The sequence below is a fragment of the Segatella buccae ATCC 33574 genome, assembly GCF_000184945.1.
In the GTDB taxonomy this organism is placed as follows: domain Bacteria; phylum Bacteroidota; class Bacteroidia; order Bacteroidales; family Bacteroidaceae; genus Prevotella; species Prevotella buccae.
The window spans coordinates 364,913-389,465 of the sequence record NZ_GL586311.1; the positions used below are offsets into that span (position 1 = coordinate 364,913).

At 54.5% G+C, this 24,553-nt stretch carries 19 protein-coding genes; 8 read left to right on the forward strand and 11 right to left on the reverse strand.

Annotated features, from left to right (window positions below; genetic code table 11):
- Positions 1-12 precede the first annotated feature (12 nt).
- On the reverse strand, positions 13-600 hold the full coding sequence (gene nadD, locus HMPREF6485_RS01515; protein WP_004344204.1) for a nicotinate (nicotinamide) nucleotide adenylyltransferase: 588 nt from the start codon (positions 598-600) through the stop codon (positions 13-15).
- A 424-nt stretch (positions 601-1,024) separates the two neighbouring features.
- On the opposite strand from nadD, the gene HMPREF6485_RS01520 reads away from it, so the two are divergent.
- Together HMPREF6485_RS01520 and HMPREF6485_RS01525 are read left to right on the forward strand one after the other, a co-directional pair.
- Positions 1,025-2,290 (forward strand): T9SS type A sorting domain-containing protein, encoded by a 1,266-nt coding sequence (locus HMPREF6485_RS01520; RefSeq protein ID WP_248622187.1) that lies wholly within the window; start codon positions 1,025-1,027, stop codon positions 2,288-2,290.
- 30 nt (positions 2,291-2,320) lie between these two features.
- On the forward strand, positions 2,321-4,420 hold the full coding sequence (locus HMPREF6485_RS01525; RefSeq protein ID WP_004344206.1) for an RCC1 domain-containing protein: 2,100 nt from the start codon (positions 2,321-2,323) through the stop codon (positions 4,418-4,420).
- A gap of 461 nt (positions 4,421-4,881) precedes the next feature.
- On the opposite strand, the gene gmk is transcribed toward HMPREF6485_RS01525, so the two are convergent.
- Positions 4,882-5,958 (reverse strand): guanylate kinase, encoded by a 1,077-nt coding sequence (gene gmk, locus HMPREF6485_RS13275; RefSeq protein WP_004344207.1) that lies wholly within the window; start codon positions 5,956-5,958, stop codon positions 4,882-4,884.
- A 244-nt stretch (positions 5,959-6,202) separates the two neighbouring features.
- The gene (locus HMPREF6485_RS01535; protein ID WP_004341494.1) at positions 6,203-7,081 is read right to left on the reverse strand and encodes a YicC/YloC family endoribonuclease; all 879 of its coding nucleotides are present in this window, start codon (positions 7,079-7,081) and stop codon (positions 6,203-6,205) included.
- 91 nt (positions 7,082-7,172) lie between these two features.
- On the opposite strand from HMPREF6485_RS01535, the gene tsaB reads away from it, so the two are divergent.
- The 6 genes from tsaB (at position 7,173) to rseP (ending at position 13,115) form a co-directional block, all read left to right on the forward strand.
- Positions 7,173-7,865, forward strand: coding sequence for a tRNA (adenosine(37)-N6)-threonylcarbamoyltransferase complex dimerization subunit type 1 TsaB (gene tsaB, locus HMPREF6485_RS01540; RefSeq protein WP_044125700.1), 693 nt, complete (start codon positions 7,173-7,175; stop codon positions 7,863-7,865).
- 4 nt (positions 7,866-7,869) lie between these two features.
- Positions 7,870-8,472 (forward strand): DUF4290 domain-containing protein, encoded by a 603-nt coding sequence (locus HMPREF6485_RS01545; RefSeq protein WP_004341496.1) that lies wholly within the window; start codon positions 7,870-7,872, stop codon positions 8,470-8,472.
- Between the two features lie 10 nt (positions 8,473-8,482).
- Positions 8,483-9,793: a UDP-N-acetylglucosamine 1-carboxyvinyltransferase gene (gene murA / locus HMPREF6485_RS01550; RefSeq protein ID WP_004344210.1), complete on the forward strand. Its 1,311-nt coding sequence runs from the start codon at positions 8,483-8,485 to the stop codon at positions 9,791-9,793.
- Positions 9,794-9,819: 26 nt separating this feature from the next.
- On the forward strand, positions 9,820-10,341 hold the full coding sequence (rimM, locus tag HMPREF6485_RS01555; RefSeq protein ID WP_004344211.1) for a ribosome maturation factor RimM: 522 nt from the start codon (positions 9,820-9,822) through the stop codon (positions 10,339-10,341).
- Between the two features lie 92 nt (positions 10,342-10,433).
- On the forward strand, positions 10,434-11,609 hold the full coding sequence (locus HMPREF6485_RS01560; protein ID WP_004344212.1) for a 1-deoxy-D-xylulose-5-phosphate reductoisomerase: 1,176 nt from the start codon (positions 10,434-10,436) through the stop codon (positions 11,607-11,609).
- Positions 11,610-11,723: 114 nt separating this feature from the next.
- Positions 11,724-13,115: an RIP metalloprotease RseP gene (rseP, locus tag HMPREF6485_RS01565; RefSeq protein ID WP_004344213.1), complete on the forward strand. Its 1,392-nt coding sequence runs from the start codon at positions 11,724-11,726 to the stop codon at positions 13,113-13,115.
- A gap of 105 nt (positions 13,116-13,220) precedes the next feature.
- Here rseP and HMPREF6485_RS01570 read toward each other — a convergent pair whose 3' ends face one another.
- The 8 genes from HMPREF6485_RS01570 to HMPREF6485_RS01610 form a co-directional block, all read right to left on the reverse strand.
- Positions 13,221-14,087: a hypothetical protein gene (locus HMPREF6485_RS01570; RefSeq protein WP_004344214.1), complete on the reverse strand. Its 867-nt coding sequence runs from the start codon at positions 14,085-14,087 to the stop codon at positions 13,221-13,223.
- Between the two features lie 273 nt (positions 14,088-14,360).
- The gene (locus HMPREF6485_RS01575) at positions 14,361-15,059 is read right to left on the reverse strand and encodes an HmuY family protein (protein ID WP_004341502.1); all 699 of its coding nucleotides are present in this window, start codon (positions 15,057-15,059) and stop codon (positions 14,361-14,363) included.
- A complete protein-coding gene (locus tag HMPREF6485_RS01580; protein WP_211205713.1) occupies positions 15,056-17,416 on the reverse strand; it encodes a TonB-dependent receptor in 2,361 nt (786 codons plus the stop codon). Before HMPREF6485_RS01580 ends, HMPREF6485_RS01575 begins: the two co-directional genes overlap by 4 nt.
- Before the next feature lie 78 nt (positions 17,417-17,494).
- Positions 17,495-18,127, reverse strand: coding sequence for a DUF4903 domain-containing protein (locus HMPREF6485_RS01585; RefSeq protein ID WP_004344216.1), 633 nt, complete (start codon positions 18,125-18,127; stop codon positions 17,495-17,497).
- Positions 18,128-18,151: 24 nt separating this feature from the next.
- Entirely contained in the window at positions 18,152-18,607 is a 456-nt protein-coding gene (locus HMPREF6485_RS01590; protein ID WP_004341505.1) for a hypothetical protein, read from the reverse strand.
- A gap of 27 nt (positions 18,608-18,634) precedes the next feature.
- Positions 18,635-20,056, reverse strand: a complete 1,422-nt coding sequence (locus HMPREF6485_RS01595) for a hypothetical protein (protein WP_004344217.1) — start codon at positions 20,054-20,056, stop codon at positions 18,635-18,637.
- Positions 20,057-20,176: 120 nt separating this feature from the next.
- Positions 20,177-22,636 carry an outer membrane beta-barrel protein gene (locus tag HMPREF6485_RS01600; protein WP_004344218.1) on the reverse strand — a complete coding sequence of 820 codons (2,460 nt, stop codon included), beginning with the start codon at positions 22,634-22,636 and terminating at the stop codon, positions 20,177-20,179.
- A gap of 747 nt (positions 22,637-23,383) precedes the next feature.
- A complete protein-coding gene (locus tag HMPREF6485_RS01610) occupies positions 23,384-24,379 on the reverse strand; it encodes a YqiA/YcfP family alpha/beta fold hydrolase (protein ID WP_004344221.1) in 996 nt (331 codons plus the stop codon).
- Positions 24,380-24,553 lie beyond the last annotated feature (174 nt).

Consider the following 24,553-nt stretch of genomic DNA (forward strand, 5'->3'; position numbering starts at 1 on the left):
TCCACCACTGCCCTACCTGGCATAATATTTCAACACATCTGCCTCAATGGCTTCGGGCACCATGCCCCGTATGCTCTCCCCGGCGGCCACACGTCGGCGTATCTCCGTGCTGCTCACATCGACGAGCGGCGTGTCTACAAGCTGTACGTGGGGTGGCAGCATGGCAGCATCCACCTCTGCCCCACGACGGGGATAGACCACCACGCGATAGCGGTCTACGATGTCTTCTCCGCGAAACCAGCGGTCGAACGCCTGCCAGTTGTCACCTCCTATGAGTAGTGTAAACTCGCAATCGGGACAATCGCGCCCCAAAGCCTGCAACGTGTTCCAAGTGTAGGAGGGTTTAGGCAAGTGGAACTCATAGTCGCAGGCCACGATATGGGTCTCCCCTTCAAGAGCCTTACGAGTCATGGCCAGCCGCAGGTCATCGGCAAGCAACGTGTCGTTCGCCTTAAACGGATTTTGCGGTGAGACCATCATCCACACTTCGTCAAGCCCTGCCACCTCTATAAGTCGCTTGGCTAAAGTAATATGCCCCACATGTATGGGGTTGAAAGAACCGCCATAAAGGCCTATTTTCCGCTTGCCGGTAGTGTACATGCCGCCTTGTTGAAACCTGTATTATGTTTGCAAATATACAACTAAATTTCGAAATAGCGGTTGACTGCACCTATATTATTTAAGGCTCCGGAGACTCCACCGACCGGAGTTGCTCCAAAAGCAGGTGCATCCATACCGACAGAATGTCCTGCCTACCTCCAAATGTGTAGCTGCCAGAGACAAAATGTCATCACAAGGCACAAGCGTCCTTTAACCTTATTCCACTTTTATTATAGATAATTTTATTGCCATATTTTCCAAATTATGCTATCTTTACGCTCGATAGAAAAAACTAATATTAACTAAAAGCAAAGTTATGAGACAAAAAACTACCCTTTTATTCACATTGTTATTCACTCTCTTACCGTCTTCGTCCCTATTGGCACAACTGTCAGACGCGGTTGTCTGCCGGCCGAAAGCGGAATTGAAAACGCTTCAGGTGGGCAACAGTCATAATGCGAGTTACGCTTTGCCTGTCCCTTTGAGGAATATCGCCACCATCAAGAAGACCGATAATGCCGTGTGCAACTTGCTCTTCCGCCACAAAGCCATCAACGGAGGGGCCTATCTGTTGGCCTCCAAAGAGAAAGAAGTGGTGTTCAAAGACAAGTCGGGCAACAATCCCACGAACTGGAACTGGACGGTTCCCGGGGGTGAAACCCCGACTGTGCAGACACAAAATGCCCGTGTCAAATATGCCACAGAAGGCGTGTTTGACTTTCCGACACTCGAGGTCACAACGGCCACCAGCAAAAGTTCGTACCATCCCGACCTGAAAATTAAAGCCGGGGGAACCTCGGAAATCACGACGATGGACACGAGGGAGTGGGGAAGCACCTACAGCCTGACCGGTCTCCCGTTTACGGAAGGCGCAGATGTCAGCGGCTATTTGGGCGGAACCAACAACAAAAACATCGTCGGAGTGGGCAACCTTTTCATGCTGGGCAGCGATGAAGCCTACATGGATGGGGTGAATGTCTATCTGCTCCACAAGCCTACCAAATACAAAGCTAACGCCACACTCGTATTGAAAGTATGGATGGTGCAGATTTCGGAAGGCAGTGGCATTAAGTTTACACACCTGCCTGTGGAAGTACAGACCTTGAAGATGGCAGACGTCAAGGCTGACGGCGAAGACGGAGCGTGGGCTCCCATTATCGGGGGAGCTGTCGCACACTTCAAATTCTCCACTCCATTGGACCTTTTCGGAAAAGGCATTTTCTTCATATCGGTAGAGGGATTCAGCAACGATCCTACAACCGAAGACTTCTGCGTATTGCTCGATCAGATTGGCACTAACCTCTCCCAGGCCGATTCCAACAACCGGCTCGCTCACAATTCTTTCATCAGACTGCAAGGAGAAACCGACTATCTGCGCCCAATCAGTATGTTTGGAGCCGGCACGGGAAGTTTTGCCATCTGCCCTCTCATCAGAATTCCACTGGCTTCCACGGGGCTGTCGGCAGTCGGAAGTAACGAGTCTAAAGACTTTAAAGCGAGCCATGCCAACGGCATACTGTCCTTGACTTCCGGACAGGGTGGAAACGTAGGCATCTTCGACACCACGGGCAAACTTGTCAAGAAGTTCAATATACCGACGGGCACCACAAGTGTCACCATGAGCGACATGGCCCGAGGCCTATACATCGTGCGCGGCCCCAACGGCGAAAGCATAAAAATAACACACTAAAATATCAAACAACGACTAAAAACATCAGGCATGAAAGCATTTATCAAAACATTATTCGGCCTTGCATGTGGCCTGTTGGCAATAGGTAACGCCAACGCACAGAGTCATCAATGGAAGTTTGTCACCACCGGCGAAGGCAGTACCTATGCCATCGAAAAAGACGGTTCACTGTGGGCATGGGGATGGAACGAAAGCGGACAGTTGGGCATCGGCGGAGGCGACACAAAGATTTCCGTACCAACCAAAGTGGGAACAGATAACAACTGGAAAAGTGCCGTCGCCGGCCAGTCCTATGCTTTCTTCATCAAAGAGGACGGAACACTTTGGGCTGCAGGCGACAACACCAAAGGTGTGCAAGGTGTCGGCGACGGCATGGGGCACAAGATACCGACGCAAATAGGCACAGACAACAACTGGAAAAGCGTATCCGTGTCGCGGTTTTTCGGACACACGGCCATCGGACTGAAGACCGACGGGACTCTCTGGGCGTGGGGAGAAGGCGAAACAGGAGCCTTAGGCTTGGGCAACTATGCCAACCAAACAGTTCCGAAACAGATAGGAACAGACAAGAACTGGGCCTCTGTGACGATTGGTGACCACTCCACCCTTGCCCTCAAGACCGACGGAACACTGTGGGGATGGGGATGGAACAACAACGGAACACTCTGCAATCTTCCGTCTCACGTAAAAACTCCCACACAGATCGGTACAGACCATGACTGGGTGGAAGTTTTCGCCGTATCGACAAGTGCTTATGGAATCAAGGCCGACGGCTCTTTATGGGTGTGGGGGGCAGCCGACAACAATGTACTGGGGCTCAACGACGAAGAAATCACCAAACAGAAGACACCTGCCAAGATAACCACCATCAGCGAGAAAGTGGTGTTTATTTCCGGCTATCGGAACGGCAGAGTGGTCGGCGTGGGGGCTAACGGCGTGGCCACAAAGGTTTATGTGTGGGGCACCAACGAAGACGGGGCACTTGGCAATGGCACCGGTGTGGCTGCCGACAACCCGGGCGGAGGCATCACATTTACGGGAGTTCCCGTACAGACCAAACTGCCGGAAGGCACCAAGATCACCCAACTCTCATCAGGCGAGGCCTACACCATTGTCCTGACTGATGACGGGAAACTGTACGGATGGGGCAAAAACCGCGGCGGACAACTTGGCGACCACTCCTCGGAAGCCCAAATGCTGTTCAGCACATTGCCCATTCCGGCCGGCGAAAAGGCGAAGGAGGAACAAGATGTCTTCACTTTCGACGCCAAGAACATCCCCTCCTCTCTGAAAAGTGCCAAACAACTCATCCTCACGGGTGAATGGGGCACCGCCGACTTTGCCGCTCTGACTGCCGCGATCGGCAACAATTCCGGTTTTCCGCCGGCAGGAAACAACACCATTGAGAAAGTAGACATGAGTCAGGCAACCATTAAGTCGGGCACCTCGCTGCATGTTGCCTACGGCATTGGCAGCGTGGGTACATTCCAAGGCTGCAAGGCCCTGAAAGAGTTTGTCATGCCGACAAAGTCGGAAGCGGCCCATTTCACCAGCTTCCGCGCTGCCTTTCAAAACTGCAACAAGCTGGAAGCCATCGACATGACGGGCTGCACCAACCTCACCAACCTCACAGATGCCTTCTTCGGATGCACCACCTTGAAAATCTGCGACCTGTCTTCATGCAGCAAGATCACTTCCTCGGAAAGCCTGTTCGACCACTGCGAAGCTATGGAAGAGGTGAAACTGCCCTCCAAAATCGTATTGCAAAAATACGCTTTCGGCAGTTGTCTGAAGCTAAAACAAATCGACTGGGAAGCATACGAGGGTACACAAGCCCCCGATTTTGCCAAAGACTTGTTCCAATATGTCACTGACTTTAAGGCCATACGCCTCATCGTGCCCGATGCTGCATACGATTCGTTCGCCGCTCATGCCGATTGGAGCAAGTTCACACTCGTCAAAGCTTCAACGGCCGGCATAGGAAACACACCGGCAAATCAAACTTTTGCGCCCGGCAAAGTCTACAACCTGAGCGGCCAATATGTCACGACCGTCAACAGCGAAAAGGATTTGCACAATCTGCCGCAAGGCGTTTACATTCTTCATGGCCGGAAAGTGATCGTCAGATAAGGCCATCAATAGCCGGCAGTGCGGCTAAAAAGGGAGCAAAGAATGATGTAAAGGGTTTTCACCATTCATTTGTATTTGGAGACAAAAATCCGTACCTTTGCATTGCAAGGAGAGCATATTGGTGCTCTCCTTTTTTCATCTCTTAAAGTTCACACCCCCGTCATGAGGTGTCGTCCGGCCCAAATGACCGTGTAAAAGAGGCCATTTGAGGTTCCGGGGAGGGCCGAATGGCCTTCTGACTGTGGCTCTTTCGCAAGTTCGTTTGGGCCGAGCGACAGATATTTTTTGTTTTTCTTGGTTTTTCAGGAAAGCAGAACAGTCACATCAGAACAATGCAGAGAGCATCGATGTAAGGCTTTTTCTAAACTTTTAATAGTTCATACTATATAGGTAACGGCCCAAAACGCCGCCACCCGACAAGCAAAAGCTCGTCGGGTGGCGGCAATGATGGGGATGCGAGTTCAGAGACCGAGGAATGTGCGGACAAGGCGCAGGGTTTCGGCCTTGGCCTCATCCAGATTGTCGTTGACCACCACATGGTCGAACTGTGGGGCGAAAGTGAGTTCGTAGCCGGCTTTGGCCAACCGCTGTTCGATGACCTCGGGGGCATCGGTGGCACGGCCTTCAAGACGCCGACGCAGTTCGTCGATGGACGGCGGTTGCACAAACAGGCTCAAGGCGCAGTCGCCATAAAACTTCTTGATGTTCACACCGCCTTTCACATCTACATCGAACACGACATTCTGTCCGGCCTCGGTCTGGGTGTCTACTTGCGATTTCAGGGTGCCATAGAATCGGTTTTCGTAGACCTCTTCATACTCCAAAAACTCGTTGGCGGCAATGCGGGCCTTGAATTCTTCGGGGGTGAGGAAGAAGTATTCGATGCCATCGCGCTCCGTGCCGCGCGGGGCACGGCTGGTACAGCTTATCGAAAAGGCGAGATTGAGCTCGGGATGGGCCTGCATGAGCCATTGCACAATGGTGCTCTTGCCGCTGCCGGAAGGGGCGGAGAAGATGATGAGCCTCCCCCGGCCCCTCCGAAGGAGGGGAGTGCCTGGCGGAAGAGAGGTGGATGACGGGGAGGGGATGGATTCTTTTTTGAGAGCTGCCACTTCTCCTGATGGTGTGGCGGAGGTGGGCTGAAGGATATTACTTTGTTTATTTAGTTCCATTTTGATGGTTTTAATGACTTGTTCTATGTTGCCAATGACTTCATCATTGGTGAATCGGATGACGCGAAAGCCGTGGGAAGCCAAATAGGCGGTGCGGTCGGAGTCGGATTGGAGTTGTTCTTCGGTGAGGTGGTAACGCCCATCTACCTCTACAATCAGACGCTTGGGAAGACAAACGAAATCGGGGATGCAACCTTCTACCGGATGCTGACGACGAAAACGGAAGCCTAACTGCTTTCCGCGCAGGACATCCCAAAGCACGGCCTCGGCTGCCGTAGGGTAGCGACGATGCTGCCGGGCCGAACGCTCCAGCAGACTGTAATCGGCAGAATGGGCTGTCTCATAGCCATGCAACTTGTTTGTCATGCACGAGAATGATTTGAAGAGTTATACGAAAGATGCTCGGGGATATGCAAAACCGTTTGAGAGCCATACAAAAGCTATCTGGAGTATAAGTCAACCGGCAAACCGCAATCTCTATTTTCCACCTCTCCCCGGCATGTAGGGGCAGTGCTCCCATTGCAGAAAGCCCCCTTCAACAGCCTTTCAGCTGCCGACACTCCGCGAGGCCCTCCCCTCCTTCGGAGGGGTCGGGGGAGGCTTCCCTCCCCTAAAGCGCATTCAGCACCTGCTCTTTGATCTGCTCCAACTCATCCTTCATCTTCACCACAATGTTCTGCATCTCGGCCTGATTACTCTTGGAACCGGTGGTATTGATTTCGCGTCCCATCTCCTGAGCGATGAAACCGAGCTTCTTGCCCACGCCATGCCCCTCTTCGGCCATGGTCTCGCGGAAGTATTTCAGATGGTTGGCCAACCGCTGTTTCTCCTCGCTGATGTCGAGTTTTTCGATATAATAGATGAGTTCCTGCTCCAACCGGTTCTTGTCGTAGTCCACTTCCGGAATCTGTTCCAGCCCCTTCACGATGTTGGCCCGAATCTTCTCCACCCGCGATTTCTCGTAAGGTTCGATGCCGGCCAACAGCGCAGCGATGTTGTCTATCTTCTCGGTGAACTTCCGCTGCAAAGCCTCCCCCTCCTGACGGCGGAAAGCCAAAAGCGCGTCGATGGCCTGCCGGATGGCCCCGAGAGCAGCCTCCCACTCCGCGTCGGAGAGTTCTTCCACCTCGGTCTTGGTCGTCACGTCGGGCATACGGAGCAGTGTGTAAAACCAGTCCGTGGGCTCGGGGATGCCCGTCTTGGCGGCAATGTCCTTGATTTGGCGATAGTAGTTTTCCACAAGTGCCACATTCACCGGTGTGGCATCGGCCGAAGCGTCTTTTTCCACCCAAATGGAGAAATCCACTTTACCACGTTCCAACTGCTTGGATATCAGCTGTCTGATTTCCATTTCCTTCTCCCTGTAGAGCGGAGCGATGCGCGCGGAGAGATCGAGCGTCTTGCTGTTGAGCGACTTGATTTCTACGTTAATCTTCTTTTCCTTGTGGGTCACGACAGCCTTGCCGTAACCTGTCATCGATTGTATCATGGTTACTTTCGCGTTAAATTTTTGCAAAAGTACAAAAAAATCGGAGAAAAAGCGTAAATTTGCACCTTATTTAGAATTATATTCTTGTTATATGTCGTGTATTCTAAACATTGAGACAAGCACCGATGTGTGTTCCGTGGCCGTGAGCAACGATGCCGAGTGCATCTTCAACCTCGAAGATCACAACGGCCCCAACCATGCCGTGAAATTGGGTGTGTTCGTAGAGCAAGCACTGGCTTTCATCGACAACCACGCCATGACGCTCGATGCCGTGGCCGTGAGTTGCGGGCCGGGGTCTTATACCGGTTTGCGCATCGGCGTGAGCATGGCCAAAGGTATTTGCTACGGGCGTGGCGTGAAACTCATTGCCGTGCCCACACTGGAGCTGCTCGCCGTGCCGGTGCTGCTCGCCGAGCGCGTCACGGAGCCGGAAGCACGCCTGTGCCCGATGCTCGACGCACGCCGCATGGAGGTCTATGCACAAGTGTTCGACCGCGCACTGCATGAGGTGCGCCCCATCAGTGCCGACATCGTGGATGCCGACACCTACAGGGAACTGCTCGACCAAGGCCCCGTCTACTTCTTCGGCAACGGTGCCGCCAAGTGCATGGAGGCCATCACCCATCCCAACGCGCATTTCATCGAGGGCATAGAGCCACTGGCCAAAAACATGTTCCCGCTGGCCGAGAAGCGCATTGCGCAGCAACAGTTTGAAGACGTGGCCTATTTCGTGCCTTTCTACCTGAAAGATTTTGTGGCCAAAGAAGCAAAGAAATTATTATAACATAATGAAAATAGAAGGATTGGACTACAACACGCAACGCGAGAGACTGGTGCTCCCGGAATACGGAAGAGAGATTCAGAGCATGGTGGACTATGCCGTAGGCCTCGAAGACCGGGCCGAACGGCAGAAATGCGCCGAGGGAATCATCACCATCATGAAGCGCATGTTCCCCAACGATGCAGGCTCGGAAGAGGGCGACCGCAAACTCTGGGACCACTTGGCACTGATGAGCAACTTCCGGCTCGACATCGACTATCCCTACGATGTGACACAGGCGGCGAAGATAGCAGCCAAACCCGAGCCCATGCCCTATCCCATGCAACAGATTCCCGTGCGCCACTACGGCAAGATGTTGTTTGACATCTTCGACCGGCTCAAGACGATGGAGCCCGGCGAAGAGCGTGATGCACTTGCCCGTCTGGCTGCCAACCAGATGAAGCGCAGCCTCATGCAGTGGGGACACGGGTCACACGACGACGAGAAAGTGGCCTCCGACCTGGCCCGATACACCGACGGGGCGATACAGCTCGACCTCGATTCATTCAAATTCGAGAAGATTTCAGAAAAAGACCTTGCCACCGACAACGGCAAGAAAAAGAGGAAATAACCGCACGCCCATGGAGTCTTTCATCATCGAAGGCGGACATCCGCTCCAAGGAACCATCACACCGCAAGGTGCCAAAAACGAGGCACTGGAGGTGATTTGCGCCACGCTGCTCTCAGAAGAGCCTGTGCGCATCAAGAACATTCCCGACATTCTCGACGTGAACAACCTCATCCTGCTGCTTAAAGACATCGGGGTGAAAGTGACGCGCAACAGCCGCAACGACTACACTTTCGTGAGCGACCGCCTCAATCTCGACTACTTGGAGAGCGAGGAGTTTGTGAGAAAATGCGCCTCGCTGCGCGGGTCGGTACTCCTGATAGGGCCGCTGCTGGGCCGCTTCGGCAAGGCTATCATCGCCAAACCGGGCGGTGACAAGATTGGACGGCGCCGGTTGGACACCCACTTCCTCGGGTTCAAGCATCTCGGAGCGAAGTTCGTGCATGACGACGGGTGCAACGTGTTTCGCATTGAGGCCCGCAAGCTGAAGGGATGCTACATGCTCCTTGATGAAGCTTCGGTCACAGGAACGGCCAACATTATCATGACAGCCGTGCTGGCCGAAGGCACCACCACCATTTACAACGCTGCTTGCGAACCTTACATACAGCAACTCTGCCACCTGCTCAATGCTATGGGTGCCCGCATCAGCGGCATAGCCAGCAACCTGCTCACCATCGTAGGCGTGAAAACACTGCATGGTGCCGAGCACACCATCCTGCCCGACATGATAGAGGTGGGTTCGTTCATAGGCATGGCAGCCATGGTGGGCGAAGGCATACGCATCAAAAACGTGTCTTTGCGCAACTTAGGCATCATCCCCGATGCCTTCCGCCGGTTGGGAGTGAAGGTGAAAGAGGAGGGCGACGACCTTGTGATACCCCACCAGAGCCACTATGTGATAGACTCATTTATCGACGGTACCATCATGACTTTGAGTGACGCACCGTGGCCGGGGCTCACTCCCGACCTGCTGTCGGTGCTGCTTGTGGTGGCCACGCAGGCTCGTGGCTCGGTGCTCTTCCACCAAAAAATGTTCGAGAGCCGCCTGTTCTTCGTTGACAAACTCATCGACATGGGTGCCCAAATCATCCTCTGCGACCCCCACCGGGCCGTGGTGGTGGGCCACGACCACAAGCTCCAGCTGCGTGCCGGACGCATGACGAGCCCCGATATCCGTGCAGGTATTGCATTGCTCATAGCCGCTCTCAGTGCCAACGGCACCAGCCGCATCGCCAACATTGCACAGATAGACCGTGGTTATGAGGACATCGAGAAGCGTCTCAACAATCTGGGGGCAAGAATCAAACGCGTGGACGACTGACCCGTCAAACCACCAACAAGAAACTGATGATAAGAAAAGAAGAGGTCTACAAGATAGGAAGACTGGGCAAACCCCACGGCGTGAAAGGCGAAATAGCCTTCCATTTCGACGACGATGTGTTCGACCGCACCGACGCCGACTACCTTGTGCTCGAACTGGACGAGATACTCGTGCCGTTTTTCATTGACGAATACCGGTTCAAGAACGGCTCCACCGCACTTATGCTTTTCGACGGCATTACTACGCAGGAGCAGGCACGGGAACTTACGGGCACCGAAGTCTACTTCCCCCGCCGTCTCTCCGACAGCAGCGATGAGGACATGACATGGGCCGAAATCATCGGCTTCACGCTCACCGACAAGGCCACCGGCAAGGCCATAGGAACACTCAGGGCTGTGGATGAGACTACCATCAACACGCTCTTTGAGGTGGAGACGGCTGACGGGAAAAACCTCCTCATTCCTGCGTCGGAAGAAATCATCAACAGCGTGGATGCTGAAAGGAAAGAAATCGCAGTGACATTGCCCGACGGACTGCTTGACCTCTGACCACCCTTCCGCCCGGCCGCTGACGCACAAAAGGATCACGGCCAAAGCTGCGGCACACAAACGTGCCTTCAAACATACTCTCAAGACAAGTTATGAAACAACAAATATGCATTCTGGGCTCTACCGGCTCTATCGGCACACAGGCACTTGACGTTATCGAACAGCACAGCGACCTCTACGAAGTGTATGCCCTGACAGCCAACAACCGGGTGGAAGAACTCGCCCGACAGGCCCGCAAGTTCAATCCGGCGGCCGTGGTCATTGCCAACGAGGCCCATTACGCCACGCTTTGTAAGTTGCTGACCGACCGACCCGACATCAAAGTCTACGCCGGAAAGGAAGCCCTCAAGCAGATTGTGGAGGCCGAACCCATCAACATGGTGCTCGCCGCAATGGTGGGTTTTGCAGGCCTGGAGCCCACCATCGCAGCCATCAAGGCCCGCAAGAAGATTTGCCTGGCCAACAAGGAGACGCTTGTGGTGGCCGGCGAACTCATCTGCAAGCTCGCCCAAGAGCATCACGCGTCCATCCTTCCCGTCGACTCGGAACACTCGGCCATATTCCAAAGTCTCGTGGGTGAAGACGACAACGAGATAGACAAGATACTCCTCACCTGTTCGGGAGGACCTTTCCGCTTGTTCGACCGCGACCGATTGCAGACCGTCACAGCCGCCGACGCCCTCCGACACCCCACATGGGACATGGGCGCCAAAATCACCATCGACTCGGCTTCGCTCATGAACAAAGGCTTTGAGGTGATGGAAGCCAAGTGGCTCTTCGGCGTTCCGGCAGACAAAATACAAGTACTCATCCACCCACAGAGCATCGTCCACAGTGCCGTGCAGTTTGCCGATGGGGCCGTGAAGGCCCAACTGGGCGTGCCCGACATGCGCTTGCCCATCCAGTATGCCTTCTCTTTCCCCAAACGGCTGCCGCTCAAGGGCGACCGGCTCGACCTCTTCACGGCCCACTGTCTGGAGTTTTTCGAGCCCGACACAGAGAAATTCCGCTGTCTGGCCCTTGCCTACGAAGCCATCAACCGCGGCGGCAACATGCCTTGCATACTCAATGCGGCCAACGAAGTGGCCAACGAGGCTTTCCGCCACAATAAATGTTCGTTCCTCGGCATGGCCGACATCATCGACCGCACGATGCAGCGCGCCACATTCGACGCCTCGCCCGACCTTGAAGTCTATCTGCAAACCGATGCCGAGGCCCGCCGGATAGCCACCGAGTTTGTGGCTGAAAAGGCCGCTGCAAAGGGCTGACGGAAAAAAACGACAGCACTCCATTCATATTCATATAATCAAAAAGACCGTCCCCTTCCTCCGCTAACAGGCCGGTCTTCCTCCCCTCGGGAGGTCAGGAGGAGACAAAACTAAATGGAAGTATTCTTAATCAGAGCATTACAATTCATCATGGCCATCTCGCTGCTGGTGCTCCTGCACGAGGGCGGCCACTTCTTCTTCGCAAAGCTGTTCGGCATCCGCGTGGATAAATTCTATCTCTTCTTCGACCCCGGTGTGGGCAAGTGGAACGGCAGCCTGTTCCGCTTTAAGCCCAAGAAGAGCCACACCACCTACGGCGTAGGATGGCTCCCGTTGGGCGGCTACTGCAAGATAGCAGGCATGATAGATGAAAGCATGGACAAGGAACAGATGAAGCAACCGCCGCAGCCATGGGAGTTTCGCACCAAACCGGCCTGGCAGCGTCTCTTTGTCATGATTGGCGGCGTGCTGGTCAACTTCCTTCTGGCATTCTTCATCTATTCGATGATCATGTTTGCATGGGGCGAGAAATTCATCGCCACCAAAGACATGACCTACGGCATGAAATTCAACCAAGAGGCCAAGGCACTCGGTTTCCAAGACCATGACATCCTGCTGGGCACGGAGGAAGGCGAATTCAAGACTTTCGATGCCGACCTCTACCGCCGCATTTCAGAGGCCCGGAGAGTAGATGTGCTGCGGGGCGGCAAGAAGGTGAGCATCGCACTCAACGGCAACCTCAACATGCTGGGCATGATCAAGACGGAGCCTCCATTCGTGCGCCCGTTCACACCGGCTGTCGTCGACAGCGTTTTGCCCGGCACACCGGCCTCCAAACTGCATCTGGAGAAAGGCGACAAGATACTCGCACTCAACGGTCGGGCCGTGGACTCCTACAACGAGTTCACCGATGCCATAGGCCGGTTGCAAGACCAGATGACCGACGCCCGGACCCGCCGGGACAGCCTGCGCCTGCGCACAGCCTCGATCGTGGTGACCCACAAGGCTACAGGGGTCACCGACACGCTCACCACCACGCTCACTCCCGACCTGATGCTGGGCTTCGCGCCCTACAACACGCTCGCCGGCTACAAGCAGACCCACCTCACCTACGGCTTCTTCGAGAGCTTCCCCGCCGGCATCCGATACGGCTGGAACGTGCTTTCGGGCTACGTGGGAAACCTGAAATATATCTTCACTGCAGACGGAGTCAAGAGCCTCGGCGGCTTCGGGGCCATCGGCAGCATGTTCCCCTCCACGTGGAACTGGTACCTCTTCTGGAAGATGACGGCCTTCCTGAGCATCATACTCGCCTTCATGAACATCCTGCCCATCCCCGCCCTCGATGGCGGCTACGTGCTCTTCCTCCTGCTGGAGATGATAACCGGCTGGAAACCCAGCGAACAACTCATGGAGAAAGCTATTTATGTGGGCTTCAGTCTCTTGATATTGCTCATGGTGGTAGCCAATCTCAACGATGTATTGAGGGCATTCGGAGTGATGTAGACGCCCACGACAAAGGCAAAGACAATACGGAAAATCCCGCTACCGAAGCTGTTTCGGTAGCGGGATTTTCATTTGCAGGCCCCGGGTGTCGGGCCGAAGAGACAGTCAGGGCTTCCGCCTGCTCCCCTTCATCCAAAGGTAGATGCCCAATGCGATGAACACTATCAGGATGGCCCCCATCTGCATGGCATACTTCTCAGGCTCCACCCAGAATTCGCGGAAGAAGTTGATGCGGCCGAGTATCTCCACCGGTGTCCAAAAGATGATGACCGTAGCGATGGCCATGCGGATGTTGGCCCCCCACGCGGCAATCGTCAGCTGCTTCTTCAGCATGAACACCGAGCCCACCAGACAGCCCAGCCCCACGAGGAAGGTGACGGGATGGTGGTCGCCGAGGAAATTCTTGTCGTAGCAGAACATCAGCAACAGATAGAGTGCCCACAACATCATGTTGAGTTCCATGAAGGTGACGATGCTCGTGTGGCGGGTCATAGGCTGCACGACTATCGCCTTGCGCTTGTCGCGGAAGCACACTTTCTGTATCCACGTGATGAAGTCACAGCCGTTCTTGGTGCTGAAGATATACATCACCATCGTCATCATCCACATGCCGAACGAGGCCGGCAGAATGAGGTATTCGGGTTTGGTGACCACCACGCCGTTTTCCATCTCGGGCTGCACACCGTAGCGGCGGGCGTAGTAGAGGAAGAGAAACTCCACCCATCCCGTCCAGAAGAGCAGGCCGCCGAACAGTCCCCAGAGGGTCTGGCGGGTGTCGCCTTTCACGAACACGCCCACAATGACCATCACCAGCCCCACCAGCCCCATCAGAAATCCGGCCACGTGCATGGCTCCTTCGCTCATCAACTTCTCCATCAATATCATCAGCGCATGGCCCAAAGGCATGGCAAAGAGCACGAGCAGGAAAGAGGCCACCGTGCGCCATACATAGATATTCTTTTTCGTTTCCATTGTTCTTTTGTATTTTTTGATTGTTTACTTTCGATTGTTAGGCCGGCACGAATGCGCTTCCCCCGGACGACGCCTCCCGACGACAGAAGCTCCGAGCGGGACGGAAAGCCTCAACGGCCATGCCATGCCGCCCAAGTGCAGCCACCGGCCGGCAGCCATGGATGTGGTGCAAGGCCGCTGCACGCTTCGTTCGAGGCCGGTGCACCATCCGTGCAAAGGCTCTGCACGGGTGGTGCAAGACCCTTGTACCAATCCCGAAGCAGCCCGATGGCCTCATTTCAGTTCGTCGCAATAATAGCTCATTTGGCCTCCCGTGTCGCCAATTTCAACATCGGCCTTATACCAACTGATAATCTGGAGCTTGAAATACCGCTTGCCGTCGGCCGTGCGCACCACGTAGGTGTGGAACGACGGAGAGTAGACGGGCGGCGGCCCCGTGAAGGTCATGGCCTGCGCCAGCACCGGATTGGCATCAGTCTTGGTCGTCGCCGGCCCGCGGTTGGGGTCAAACCACGGATTCTGGTTGAAGTCGAGCTTGTTGGCTATGAGATATTTGTTCCAGTCGTTGCGCGACATGGTGATGCTCACCGAGTGGTCGTCCACCGCCCACGTGAGGTCGGCAGGCAACTGCGAGGCCGTCTGCCACTCATCGTAGCGACCGTATCCCAAGTCGGCCGCACCGCCCCGGCCGTCGCCCGAGGTTCCGCTGTTGGTGCGCATACGGTAGCCGCAGAAGGCCAAGTCCCAATCCAAGCGGCCTTTCTGCTCACCCTCCTTGATGTCGGCGCCCACTTGGTATTGATTGAACACCTGTCCTGTCCGCAGATTGATATACAGCCAGTCGTTGGTCACGCCCGTGGTGTAGCCCGTGGTGCGCGGCAACACTTTGCCCGTGAAAGGTTCCGCATCGTAACTGACGCAGGAAGTCAGCATCGCCGCGGCCCACAACACGGCTAAGAGATAGTGTTTCATTTCTTTCGTTTTAAAGATTTCACAATGTCATCCACCAAAAACTCCACCTGCACATACCCCTTGGCCCCACAGGTGGCGGGCACGTTGAACATCGTGATGCCCGAACCCAGCGTGTGGGGCACGTAGTTGAAGAGGTTGTCCACACCCAGTGTCACTTTCACCTTATTATAAAAGGTCTGCACCACGGCCAGATTGCACAGCACATAGGTGGGCAGCGTGCAGCGGAAGTAGGCATCGTAGCTCTTCTTGTGCTCCTCCACCCACACGCGGTCTTGCACGTCGAAGTTCTTCTCGCCCATCAGCGACGCGCTGAGGATGGTCTTCAGCCGATAGTTCTTGCGGTTGAGCGTGTAGTCGGCACTGCCCGTTGCGGCATGGGGCGAGGTGGTGTTCACCTGCACGCCGTTCTGCTTGCTCACGTTCACGTAGCTGTAGGTGCCGTTGAGCGTGAGGCAGTCAAGCAGGTGCCACTTCACGATGGCCTCCATGCCGAGCATGCGCTGACTGCTCAGGTTGGTGTACTCGAAGTTGTACTGCATGTCGTAGATGTGCCACACACCCTCGATTTTCTTTCTGAAGAAGTTGCCGTAGGCGTTGACATTCACGAAAAAGCGGTCGGTGCCGTATTCCGCCCCCACGGAGAAGTAGTTGTTCTTCTCCGGTTTCAGTTCCTCGTTGCCCCTGATTTGGAACATGCCCAAGTGGTCCCAGTTGAAGAACAGCTCCTTGATGCTCGGCGCGCGGTAGCCCATGGAGTAGTTGGCGCGGACGGCCCATCGGTTGTCCGGTGAATATTTCACGGCCAGCTTGGGCATCCACATGAAGCCGAAAGCCTTGGAGAAGTTGGTGCGCACACCGGCAGAGAGCATCCAGTGGTCGTTGGCCGTCCATTCGTCTTGCGCGAAAAACTCCGTCTCGTGCAGCGACCGGGTGGTCATCTTGCGGTTCACGAAGCGGTCGCTCGTGAGGTCGTCGGTGGTGTGCTCCACGCCCACTATCATGCTGTGCCCCTTGAAGTAATCGCTCGTCAGCGACAGCCGGGGCTCAAGGATGCGGCTCTTGTAGACCTTCTTGCGCTCGTCGATGCGCTCATGGCGCTTGAAGCGGTCATAGAAGTCGCTGTGCATGCTCAGGTTGACGGTGAACCAATCCTTCACACTGTATTTGGCCTTCAGGCCCGCCATGAAGTCACGGCTCTGCGAGAAGGTCATGTCCTGTATCAGGTCGTAGGAGTTCATGAAAAACATCGAACCGTAGACCTGCACCGAAAGCCGGTCGGTGGGCTCGTAGTAGAACTTCTGCGCCGCGGATATGTGCTCCGTGCCCTCGATGCCCATCGGCGAACGGGCGGCCACGCTCGTGAGCGTGATGTCGTGGGGCAGGAAGGGGTTGGCCTCCTTAGTGTAGACCTTCTTGTCGTGGTCGGCCTGATACATGTAGAAGGCATCGCTCTCGCTGTACCACACATCCGTCTGCGAAGTGAAGGCCTTCTGCTTGACACCGGCCGACACCCAGGCTTGCAGGTTGGGGCGGTCGCTGTTTTTCTCGAACATGTAGAGAAAGTCTTTCGGCGAGGCGTGCTTGTAGTTGCGCTCGTTCATCTGCGCCCAGCGCATACCGGCCTGAATATCGAGCGGCTTCGTGGTCTTCTTCGAGATGAGGTTGATGACCGCCCCCGAGGCCCGGCTGCCATAAAGCGTACTGCTGGCTCCCTTCACGATTTCCACCCGGTCGATGGCGTGCAGATTGAAACGCTCATAGTCCAAGTTGCCGGCCATGTCGCCCGTCATACGCTCACCGTCTTGCAGGAAGAGCACGTGGCGCGCATCGAGTCCCTGCATGGAGATTTCGTTTCCGAAGCCCACCTTCTGTATGTTCATTCCCGGCGTCTCCTGTTGCAGGGCGTGTTGCAGGTCGCTGTAGCCGGCATCGACCAACGCCTTGCCCCCCAACACCTGCGTGGTGATGGGCGACAACTTGATGGGGCGCTCCGTGCGCGAGCCCGTCACCACGACATCGTTAAGGTGCATCACGTCTTCGCGCAACACCACTTTCATCTCGCTGACCGACGGGGCCACGCTGCCCGTCACCGGGGCATAGCCTGTCGACTCCACCCGATAGTAGATATTCTTGCCTTGCTCCGCCTCGATGACGGCCTGCCCGTCTATGTCGGTGATGGCATTCAAGGCCCCCGCCATCTCCTTGTTGGGGGCAAAACTGACGGTCGCTCCGGCCAGAGGCTGTTGCGTACCCTTTTCTTGTACGGTGATTCTTATCCTGTGCTGCTGCGCCCGGATGCCCACAGACAACAGCAGGCCCAGCAGAACAAGGACGATATGTCTCTTTTGTATATGCATGATCTTCGTATGAAAAGAGGAAGCAAAAGGAAACCGAGCCTTCCACTCCCTCTCTGATGTTAATGCTTCGGCCATGGCCTACAGTCCATGTTCTTTCTTGTAGGCAGCCAAGTCTTTTTCATATTGTGCAAACTCCGCCTCAAAGTTGTTGATGCGGCTCTTGTCAATGGTCTGCAAGAAGCATTCGGAGCGCACATTCATCATGTTGTAGTTGACAATGAAGATTATCTGATTGGTCTTCACGTTCAGGTAACCGTCCACACCGGCTCCGCTACCTTTCTGCACCCCGGAATCATCTTTCGGGTCGCCCGTCACGTTACCGTCCTTTCCTTTGAACTTCACCCAGCCTTCGCCTCTGTACTCATCTTTCTCCCAAGAGTTGAGCTGCATGAACTTGCATTTGCAGGAGAAATAGATCACCAGCGGCATGTTGCCCACGGTGAATCCATTAAGCGACAGCTGCATGCTGTCTTTCTCCCACTTAAAATTAAACTTCGTCGGGCAGCCATTGGGCAGCAGCGTCTTGTCAACTTCGGCCATCGTCGCTTTTGTGGAAAGCACGATATCGCCATTCAGAATCTTCTTTGCCTCATCCACGTATTCCGCATTAGGATCCTTTTGCTCCAGATTGTCATCACTACTACAAGCAGACAATCCCAACACGGTGACGGTCAAGAGACAAAGAAGACTTTTAGATAGATGTATTCCCATCTATAATGAAATCACTCTATGTGGCTATTGCTTCGTTCCATCAAAGGTGACGGAAGCAGGGAATACGGGAAGTGTCCCCCATCCAGCATACGTGTCTAAGACAAAATGAAGAGTATTGTCCGTAACTGTACCCGTAAAGCTCTTAACATTAAGATTCACTGGAATACCTGCAACGGTCAATGTTGTTTTTGACTCCCCTGTTGGGTCAAAGACCATAACACCATTATTGATGATAACATCAACATTCACGCTGATAGTCCCGGGCATTTTTCCAATCTTATCTACGGTGCCTGAAAGGACATATTCATTCCCCTCACCCTGAGTCAGGGTAAAAACCTTTTCTCCTACATTATTAAAGTGCTTACCATTCATGGTAATGTTTGACAATGTTCCCTTGTAGGAAGTTTGGGCACTTGCATTCGATACGAGGCCAAAAAGGCCAATTACTGCCAATACGGCACTAAACATTAACTTTTTCATAAATTTAATGATTTAAAATATTTATAATTATTGAGCAATTAGTGTCCACCAACGGACACCAGATACACCTGTTATGTCTTTGCCTACAGCCCTGTTTGGTTTTAACGTGGGCGGATTGGCATCGACATAGTACTTCTTAATGAAATCTTTTGTAGCCTGCTTATCAAATATAGATTGGGTACAAGCAAACTCCGTTAATCCTGTCACTGTATGATATTCTGTCAAGTTGGGATAGGCAAGGGAGGCATTCTCTGCCATATCACCTAATCGTAACTCCTGTATCATTTTGAATTTGGATAAATCCAACTGTTTCAATTTAGCGTTTCCTGCAACAAACACCTGATATGCACGTAGCCCTGTTTTTTCGGGAAGCAAGATACTCTCTATGTCTGGACAACCTATAACGTAAATTGTCGTCCCATCAGGACCATTTTGCTCTATATCGATATTGCGTTGTCCGAAAAGAGTACTATGGCTGTAATCCAGCAATTTCAACCCTGTCACTTTTGACAAAAGTACCGTTGTCAGACTCTTTGCATTTGTATATCCTAAACCGGCAGAAGCATCTAAATTATATAAAGCCATAGTCATCATTTTTGGACTTAGCTCCATATATGGTAATTTATCAGCTCCATCCAAATGAATAGACAATGCATTTCCTTCCCAATAAGGATTTTCCACGATGTATTGAATACCTTCCAATGTAGTAGCACTGGATACCCCATTCCAACTACCCAAGCTACAATTATTCTGCTTATCCGTGTTGCTCATCCTCTTGTTGATGTCAATGTGAATGCTGTCGGCATCGAAGATGCTTGAGAAGAATTTCTTGAAGTTCTTGCGGATGTTGTCGTCGGGAATGGTGCGTAGCGTGTTATACTTCTGGAGCGCGCCCTTGTCGTCGGCCATCTGCATGTCTATCTTGCCCGACTCGATGTCGGCCTTGTTCTTACGATAGAAGCGCACGAGGTCTTTGATGTTGAATTTTGCCTCTGCGGGCAGATAGAGTTTGGTGATGTTGTGCAGATTGGTGACGGTCTCGTCGTCGTTTTCTTCCACCTTGACGCTCACGAGATTGTCGTAGTTGTGGATATCGTTGCCCGTAAGGTCGATGCCGGTGATCTGCGCGGGCAGCTTGGCAAAGTCGAACGAGGGGCCGTAGCCGTTGTTGGCGAGTTTCACCTCCTTGAGGTTGGGCAGGATGTCGAGCCCTGTGAAGTCGGTGAGCTTGGTGCCGCTGAGGTCGAGCGACGTGGTGTTGTTGGCCAAGTCGTTGAGTTCGAGCTTACCCTCTTGGTCGAAGGTGTAGCCTTTCGACTTCAAAATGGTCATCAACTCGGTATTTTTCAGGGCCGAAGCACTGTAGCCGGGGCCGTTGTCGTCACTGCAAGACGTGAAGCCCAACACACAAAATGCCATCAAAGGCAATACTAAACTTTTGATTTTCATTGCTATAAAAAATAATAACTGTGATATTGCCGACAAAGTTAGCAATGATTAAAGAAACGCACAATACCTTAAAATGATGATTCTACCACCCGTCGGCATCCTCATTTATGGGGATAACAATTACTGTTTTCGAGTGATATTAAACCGATATTTGAGCGAAAAAAGCACATAACTCCGTATCTGCGGACGGTAGATTTCGTGATAGCTGTAGGCCGAAACCGAGCGGTTGATGTCGTTGCGACGGCTGAGAATGTCGTTCCAAGTGCAAGAGAGCGTGGCCTGCCGCTGCCTGAGGAAGCTCCACGCCACCGTCATGTTCCACAGCCACTGGTCGTCGGTCGCCGTGGCGTAGGTGCCCCGGCGCAGCCGGCAACTCGCGTCGGTGCGCACTTCGAGCCCCCATGGCAGCTCCACATCGCCGCTGATGCCTGCACCGTAGTCAATGGAGTTGACCCGCGTGTCGGTCAACCGATTGTGCGAACGGCTCAGCCGCCAGTCGGCAGTCAGCCCCACATAGCCCCACTTGGGCTGGTAGCTGCACCACAGGTTGGCACTGCCGTCCACCGTGCGGGTCTCGCTCCGGGCCGCAACAGACAGCGAAGACTCATTGGAGAGAGCGACATCGTGGCGCAGGGAGGTGCGCCCGGCGCCCGAAAGCAGGAAGGCGCCCAACTGCTTCTGCCACCGGAGCGAGCCTTCCACGGTCCGGTTGCCGTTGATGTTGACCGTGCGGTAGGTGCGCGCACCGGTAGCATTGTCATAAGACACTTCTTCGGCAAAGTCGTTGAACGTGTTGCTGTAATTGCCCGAGAGGGTGAGCCCATACTTCTCATGCTCCACCCTGACATCCAGCCGCTGCCGGTAGGAGGGTTTCAGACCGGGATTAGCCACCCGCACGGACAGCGGATTGCTCACGTCGACCGGCGTGAGCAGGGCCGAGAGGGAGGGTTGCGTGGTGTAGCCGTCGTAGCGCATCTCCACACTCACCTTGCCCTTCCGCCATTTGGCCGTGGCCGTGGGCTTGTATTCCACAGCCCGGAGCGTGGAGTCGACTGACCGGAAGCCCTGCCGCTGACCGATGCTGCGGCGCTGCCACTCCACCACGATTCCGCCGTTCACCGTCCAGCGCCGCCCCTTATAATCCATCCGCAGCGTGAGCTCCTGCCCCCGGGTGGCGAGCCGGCTCTCGCCGGCCAGACTATCGACGCGGGGCCGCATGGGGGCTCCGTAGTCGTAGCTGTCGCGGGCGTTGGCGGTCTTTCGGTAGACCAATCCATAGCCCGCTTGCAGGCGGAGGAGCTTGCCGAGAGGCTGCGTGAAGCGCAGGGAGACGAGGCTGTTGCGCTGGTGGGAGGGTGTGAGCTGGTAGAGATGGCGCAGAAGCAGCGAGTCTCCGCCCGCCGCGCCTGCCAACCGATGGTAGCGCGTCTGCGAGAGGCTGAGATTATCGGAGTTGTCGGAGTTGCCATTGGCATCGGCTTTCAGACTTATAGAAGTCCCGGCCTTGTTCAGTCGGCGGGTGAAATCGGCCGAGAGATAGTAGCTCGTTGCCCGCCCTCCGGTGGAGGTCTGCAACGTGGAGGAGGTCAGGGAGTCGATGGCGGAGCCTTTCTCGTAAAGCTCGGTCGTTGTGGCAGACGAGCCGGTGGTGCGCGCCCGACTACCGTTGGCACTGATGTTGAGAAGCGTGCGGTCGTCAATCTTGTATTTCAGAGAGAAGTTGGCAAAGTCGCTGCGGTTTTTCCCCGCCGTGAGTGCCGACGACCCCTGATACTTCGTGCCCGAGGCGAGATACTGCTCGTCGTAGCTTCTGCTTTCGGTCTCGTTGTGGAACGTGCTTGTGGAGATGCTGCCGGTGAGCGTGAGCCGCTTGCCCAGTTTCTTGACAACGTTGCCCATGAGCATGTTCTGGAAATTGCCGCGCCCCACATCCATGCTGCTGAGATTGTCACTGCGCCCCACGAGCGAAAGGTTCTCGCCCCCGGCATTGAACACATTGGCCTGCGCCTCGTCGAGACGCTTGCCCCGGCTGCCGTGGTCGGCGGCCAACGACCCCACGAGACTGCCGTTGTAAGAGTCCTTGGTCTTGATGTCGAGCACGAAGTCTTCCGCTCCGTCGTCCACGCCGGTCATCTTCTCCAGCTCCGAAAGCATGTTGTAGAGTTTCAGCAGCTCCACAGCATCGGCGGGCAGATTTTCCAAAGCACTCGCGATGTCATTGCCCATGAAGGTCTCGCCGTTGATGTTCACGCCGTTGAGCACCTTGCCGTTGAACGACAGCTGCTTGCTCTCCCGGTCGTATGACATGCCGGGAATCTTCTTGATCAAGGCCTCCAGATTCGCCCCACGGTGTATCTGCAAGCCGCTTGTGTTGATGAGAGTGGTGTCGTTGCTCAGTTCGATGAGCTTGCGCCGGCCCACAACGACCACCTCGCCCAGCGTGATGTTGCGGTCTATCAGGGCCGTGTCGGCAGGCACACCGCCCGACACGCTACGCCTCCACCCTTCCCGAAAAGCGGAAAGGGCTGCCAACTGCCACCCTATCAGTATCACGAATAAAAAAAGAAGCCTTCTATACATTGGCGCTGCAAAGGTAGAGGAAATCACTTGATTGTGCAATACCTTGAAATGATTATTCTGTGAGGAGCATGGAATGCCGGCAGGAAGAGGAGGGCAAAAGCAAGCAATAGCAGACGGCAATCTTATACTTCCAACGGACTTTCGGACGTTTTGTCATGTCAACATCTTTCGTCATACATTTTGTTTTCGCCTCAAAAGGTTGTATCTTTGCATCAGCAAGGGAAGCGCAGGAGTGCTTCCCTTTTTTGTTTTCTTCCCGTTACAGATGACAATTCGGCCCAAACAGTCTTGCCGAACGGCCTCTTTCACTTTGCCACTCGGCCCGAGCGAGCTTCCAAGTGTGGCCCTTTTGGATTGTCGTTTGGGCTTAATGAGAATTTTGATGGGGCGGATGAGGCAAATGAGACGGATGGGAATAGCCAACAGGATGGGCGTAAGAAAAAGCCATGTAAGGTTTTTTCGAAAGATTTAATAGTTCGTGCTATAGGGAGAGCCTCCCCCGACCCCTCCGAAGGAGGGGAGGGCCTCGCGGGACAAAGGCTGTCTAGAGCCCCCTAAGTTAGGGGGTTGGGGGTCTGAACAAAGGAACACCTCGGGACAGAGGCCGTATCCTACTTGTAGGGGCAGTGCTTTATGCCTGCCCCTACAGCAAGACATGCACTGCCCCTACAGCAGGACACAGGCCCTTTCTGTATTTGATTTTTCCACCTTTTGCATTTTTGAATCTTTGAATTTTACCTCCCCTCCTCACTGTCCGCCGAGCCGCTCGAAAAACACGATGACCTCTTCCCAAGTCTTGAAATCGTCGCTACCGAAAGCGAGAGTCGTACCCATAAAGTCTTTGCAGGGCTCGGAGTCGATGAAATAGTCGCCATAGAGGAGTGCCTTTTGGTTGGCAAAGACCACGCGGTCGTGGGCCGGCGTGGAGAGATACCGCTCTATCCACTCCTGCGCAGCGGTGAGCGAAGCGTGGTCGTTGGTGGGGGCAGGCACCACGACATACACCTCATAGCGTTCGACGAGCAGGTCGTAGGCCTTGTTCAGACTCGACTTGGGGTTACCATAGCTGTCGGCGAGCGTGTTCCAATGGAGATAGACGATGGGGCGCTCACGGCTCTCTTGGCGGTCGTCCACCCAACGGATGACGGGCAGCACACCGTGGAGGAAACTCTTGTCGGTCATGCGGTGCTCTCCGTGGAAATGCACAGCCTGCGGATAGTGGCTGCGGAAGAGCTCGAAGGTGTGTACCACCGGGTCTTCGTCGCCGAAGAGTCCCCACACGCGACGGCACTCGTCATCGGTGATGCCGGCAAAACATCGGGCGGTGATGTCTCGGTATTCCTTCACCAGAGCCTTGGTGACGATAAACTCCTGCACACCGTCTTGCCGGGGATTCTGAAACACCTGCTTGCCCATCATGCCATGCTCGTGCATGGTGTCGCCCATCTCGAAGGCGGGGTTCACCAATATGCGGTCGTAGCCGCGCAGCATCTCGGCATACATGCCCCCCATCGACGTGCCGATGATGAGAGCGGGCCGCTCCTCCGCACACTTCTCTTGCAGCAACGCCATTGCCTCCTCGGGATGGAGGGGGAGGTCGTAGGCCACAACGCGGGCCGAGGGAAGCGTCTCCCGGATGCGCTTCACCGTGCCCGAAGCGGCCGACGATCCGAAGCCGTGGACATACATAATGGTCTTCCCCGACATCAGGTCGGGAAACTGTTTGATATAAGGATTCTCCATTGCTGATTGCTTTTTGACGATTGCAAAAATAACAAAAAAAGTACTACAAACTTCCACCTCCCCGTGAAAAATCTTCTAAAAAAGTTGGAAACTCCGAGAAATAACACTATCTTTGCATTGGAAAACAAGAAAACTTGCGGACTAACATCCGGAAAAACAATAACAGAACCCGTC

Bases quoted from the DNA above. Each gene is read 5' to 3' on its own strand.
- nadD (WP_004344204.1), bottom strand. From the start codon at position 600: ATGTACACTACCGGCAAGCGGAAAATAGGCCTTTATGGCGGTTCTTTC.
- HMPREF6485_RS01525 (WP_004344206.1), top strand. From the start codon at position 2,321: ATGAAAGCATTTATCAAAACATTATTCGGCCTTGCATGTGGCCTGTTG.
- gmk (WP_004344207.1), bottom strand. From the start codon at position 5,958: ATGACAAACAAGTTGCATGGCTATGAGACAGCCCATTCTGCCGATTAC.
- HMPREF6485_RS01535 (WP_004341494.1), bottom strand. From the start codon at position 7,081: ATGATACAATCGATGACAGGTTACGGCAAGGCTGTCGTGACCCACAAG.
- tsaB (WP_044125700.1), top strand. From the start codon at position 7,173: ATGTCGTGTATTCTAAACATTGAGACAAGCACCGATGTGTGTTCCGTG.
- HMPREF6485_RS01545 (WP_004341496.1), top strand. From the start codon at position 7,870: ATGAAAATAGAAGGATTGGACTACAACACGCAACGCGAGAGACTGGTG.
- murA (WP_004344210.1), top strand. From the start codon at position 8,483: ATGGAGTCTTTCATCATCGAAGGCGGACATCCGCTCCAAGGAACCATC.
- rimM (WP_004344211.1), top strand. From the start codon at position 9,820: ATGATAAGAAAAGAAGAGGTCTACAAGATAGGAAGACTGGGCAAACCC.
- HMPREF6485_RS01560 (WP_004344212.1), top strand. From the start codon at position 10,434: ATGAAACAACAAATATGCATTCTGGGCTCTACCGGCTCTATCGGCACA.
- rseP (WP_004344213.1), top strand. From the start codon at position 11,724: ATGGAAGTATTCTTAATCAGAGCATTACAATTCATCATGGCCATCTCG.
- HMPREF6485_RS01570 (WP_004344214.1), bottom strand. From the start codon at position 14,087: ATGGAAACGAAAAAGAATATCTATGTATGGCGCACGGTGGCCTCTTTC.
- HMPREF6485_RS01575 (WP_004341502.1), bottom strand. From the start codon at position 15,059: ATGAAACACTATCTCTTAGCCGTGTTGTGGGCCGCGGCGATGCTGACT.
- HMPREF6485_RS01580 (WP_211205713.1), bottom strand. From the start codon at position 17,416: ATGCATATACAAAAGAGACATATCGTCCTTGTTCTGCTGGGCCTGCTG.
- HMPREF6485_RS01585 (WP_004344216.1), bottom strand. From the start codon at position 18,127: ATGGGAATACATCTATCTAAAAGTCTTCTTTGTCTCTTGACCGTCACC.
- HMPREF6485_RS01590 (WP_004341505.1), bottom strand. From the start codon at position 18,607: ATGAAAAAGTTAATGTTTAGTGCCGTATTGGCAGTAATTGGCCTTTTT.
- HMPREF6485_RS01595 (WP_004344217.1), bottom strand. From the start codon at position 20,056: ATGAAAATCAAAAGTTTAGTATTGCCTTTGATGGCATTTTGTGTGTTG.
- HMPREF6485_RS01600 (WP_004344218.1), bottom strand. From the start codon at position 22,636: ATGTATAGAAGGCTTCTTTTTTTATTCGTGATACTGATAGGGTGGCAG.
- HMPREF6485_RS01610 (WP_004344221.1), bottom strand. From the start codon at position 24,379: ATGGAGAATCCTTATATCAAACAGTTTCCCGACCTGATGTCGGGGAAG.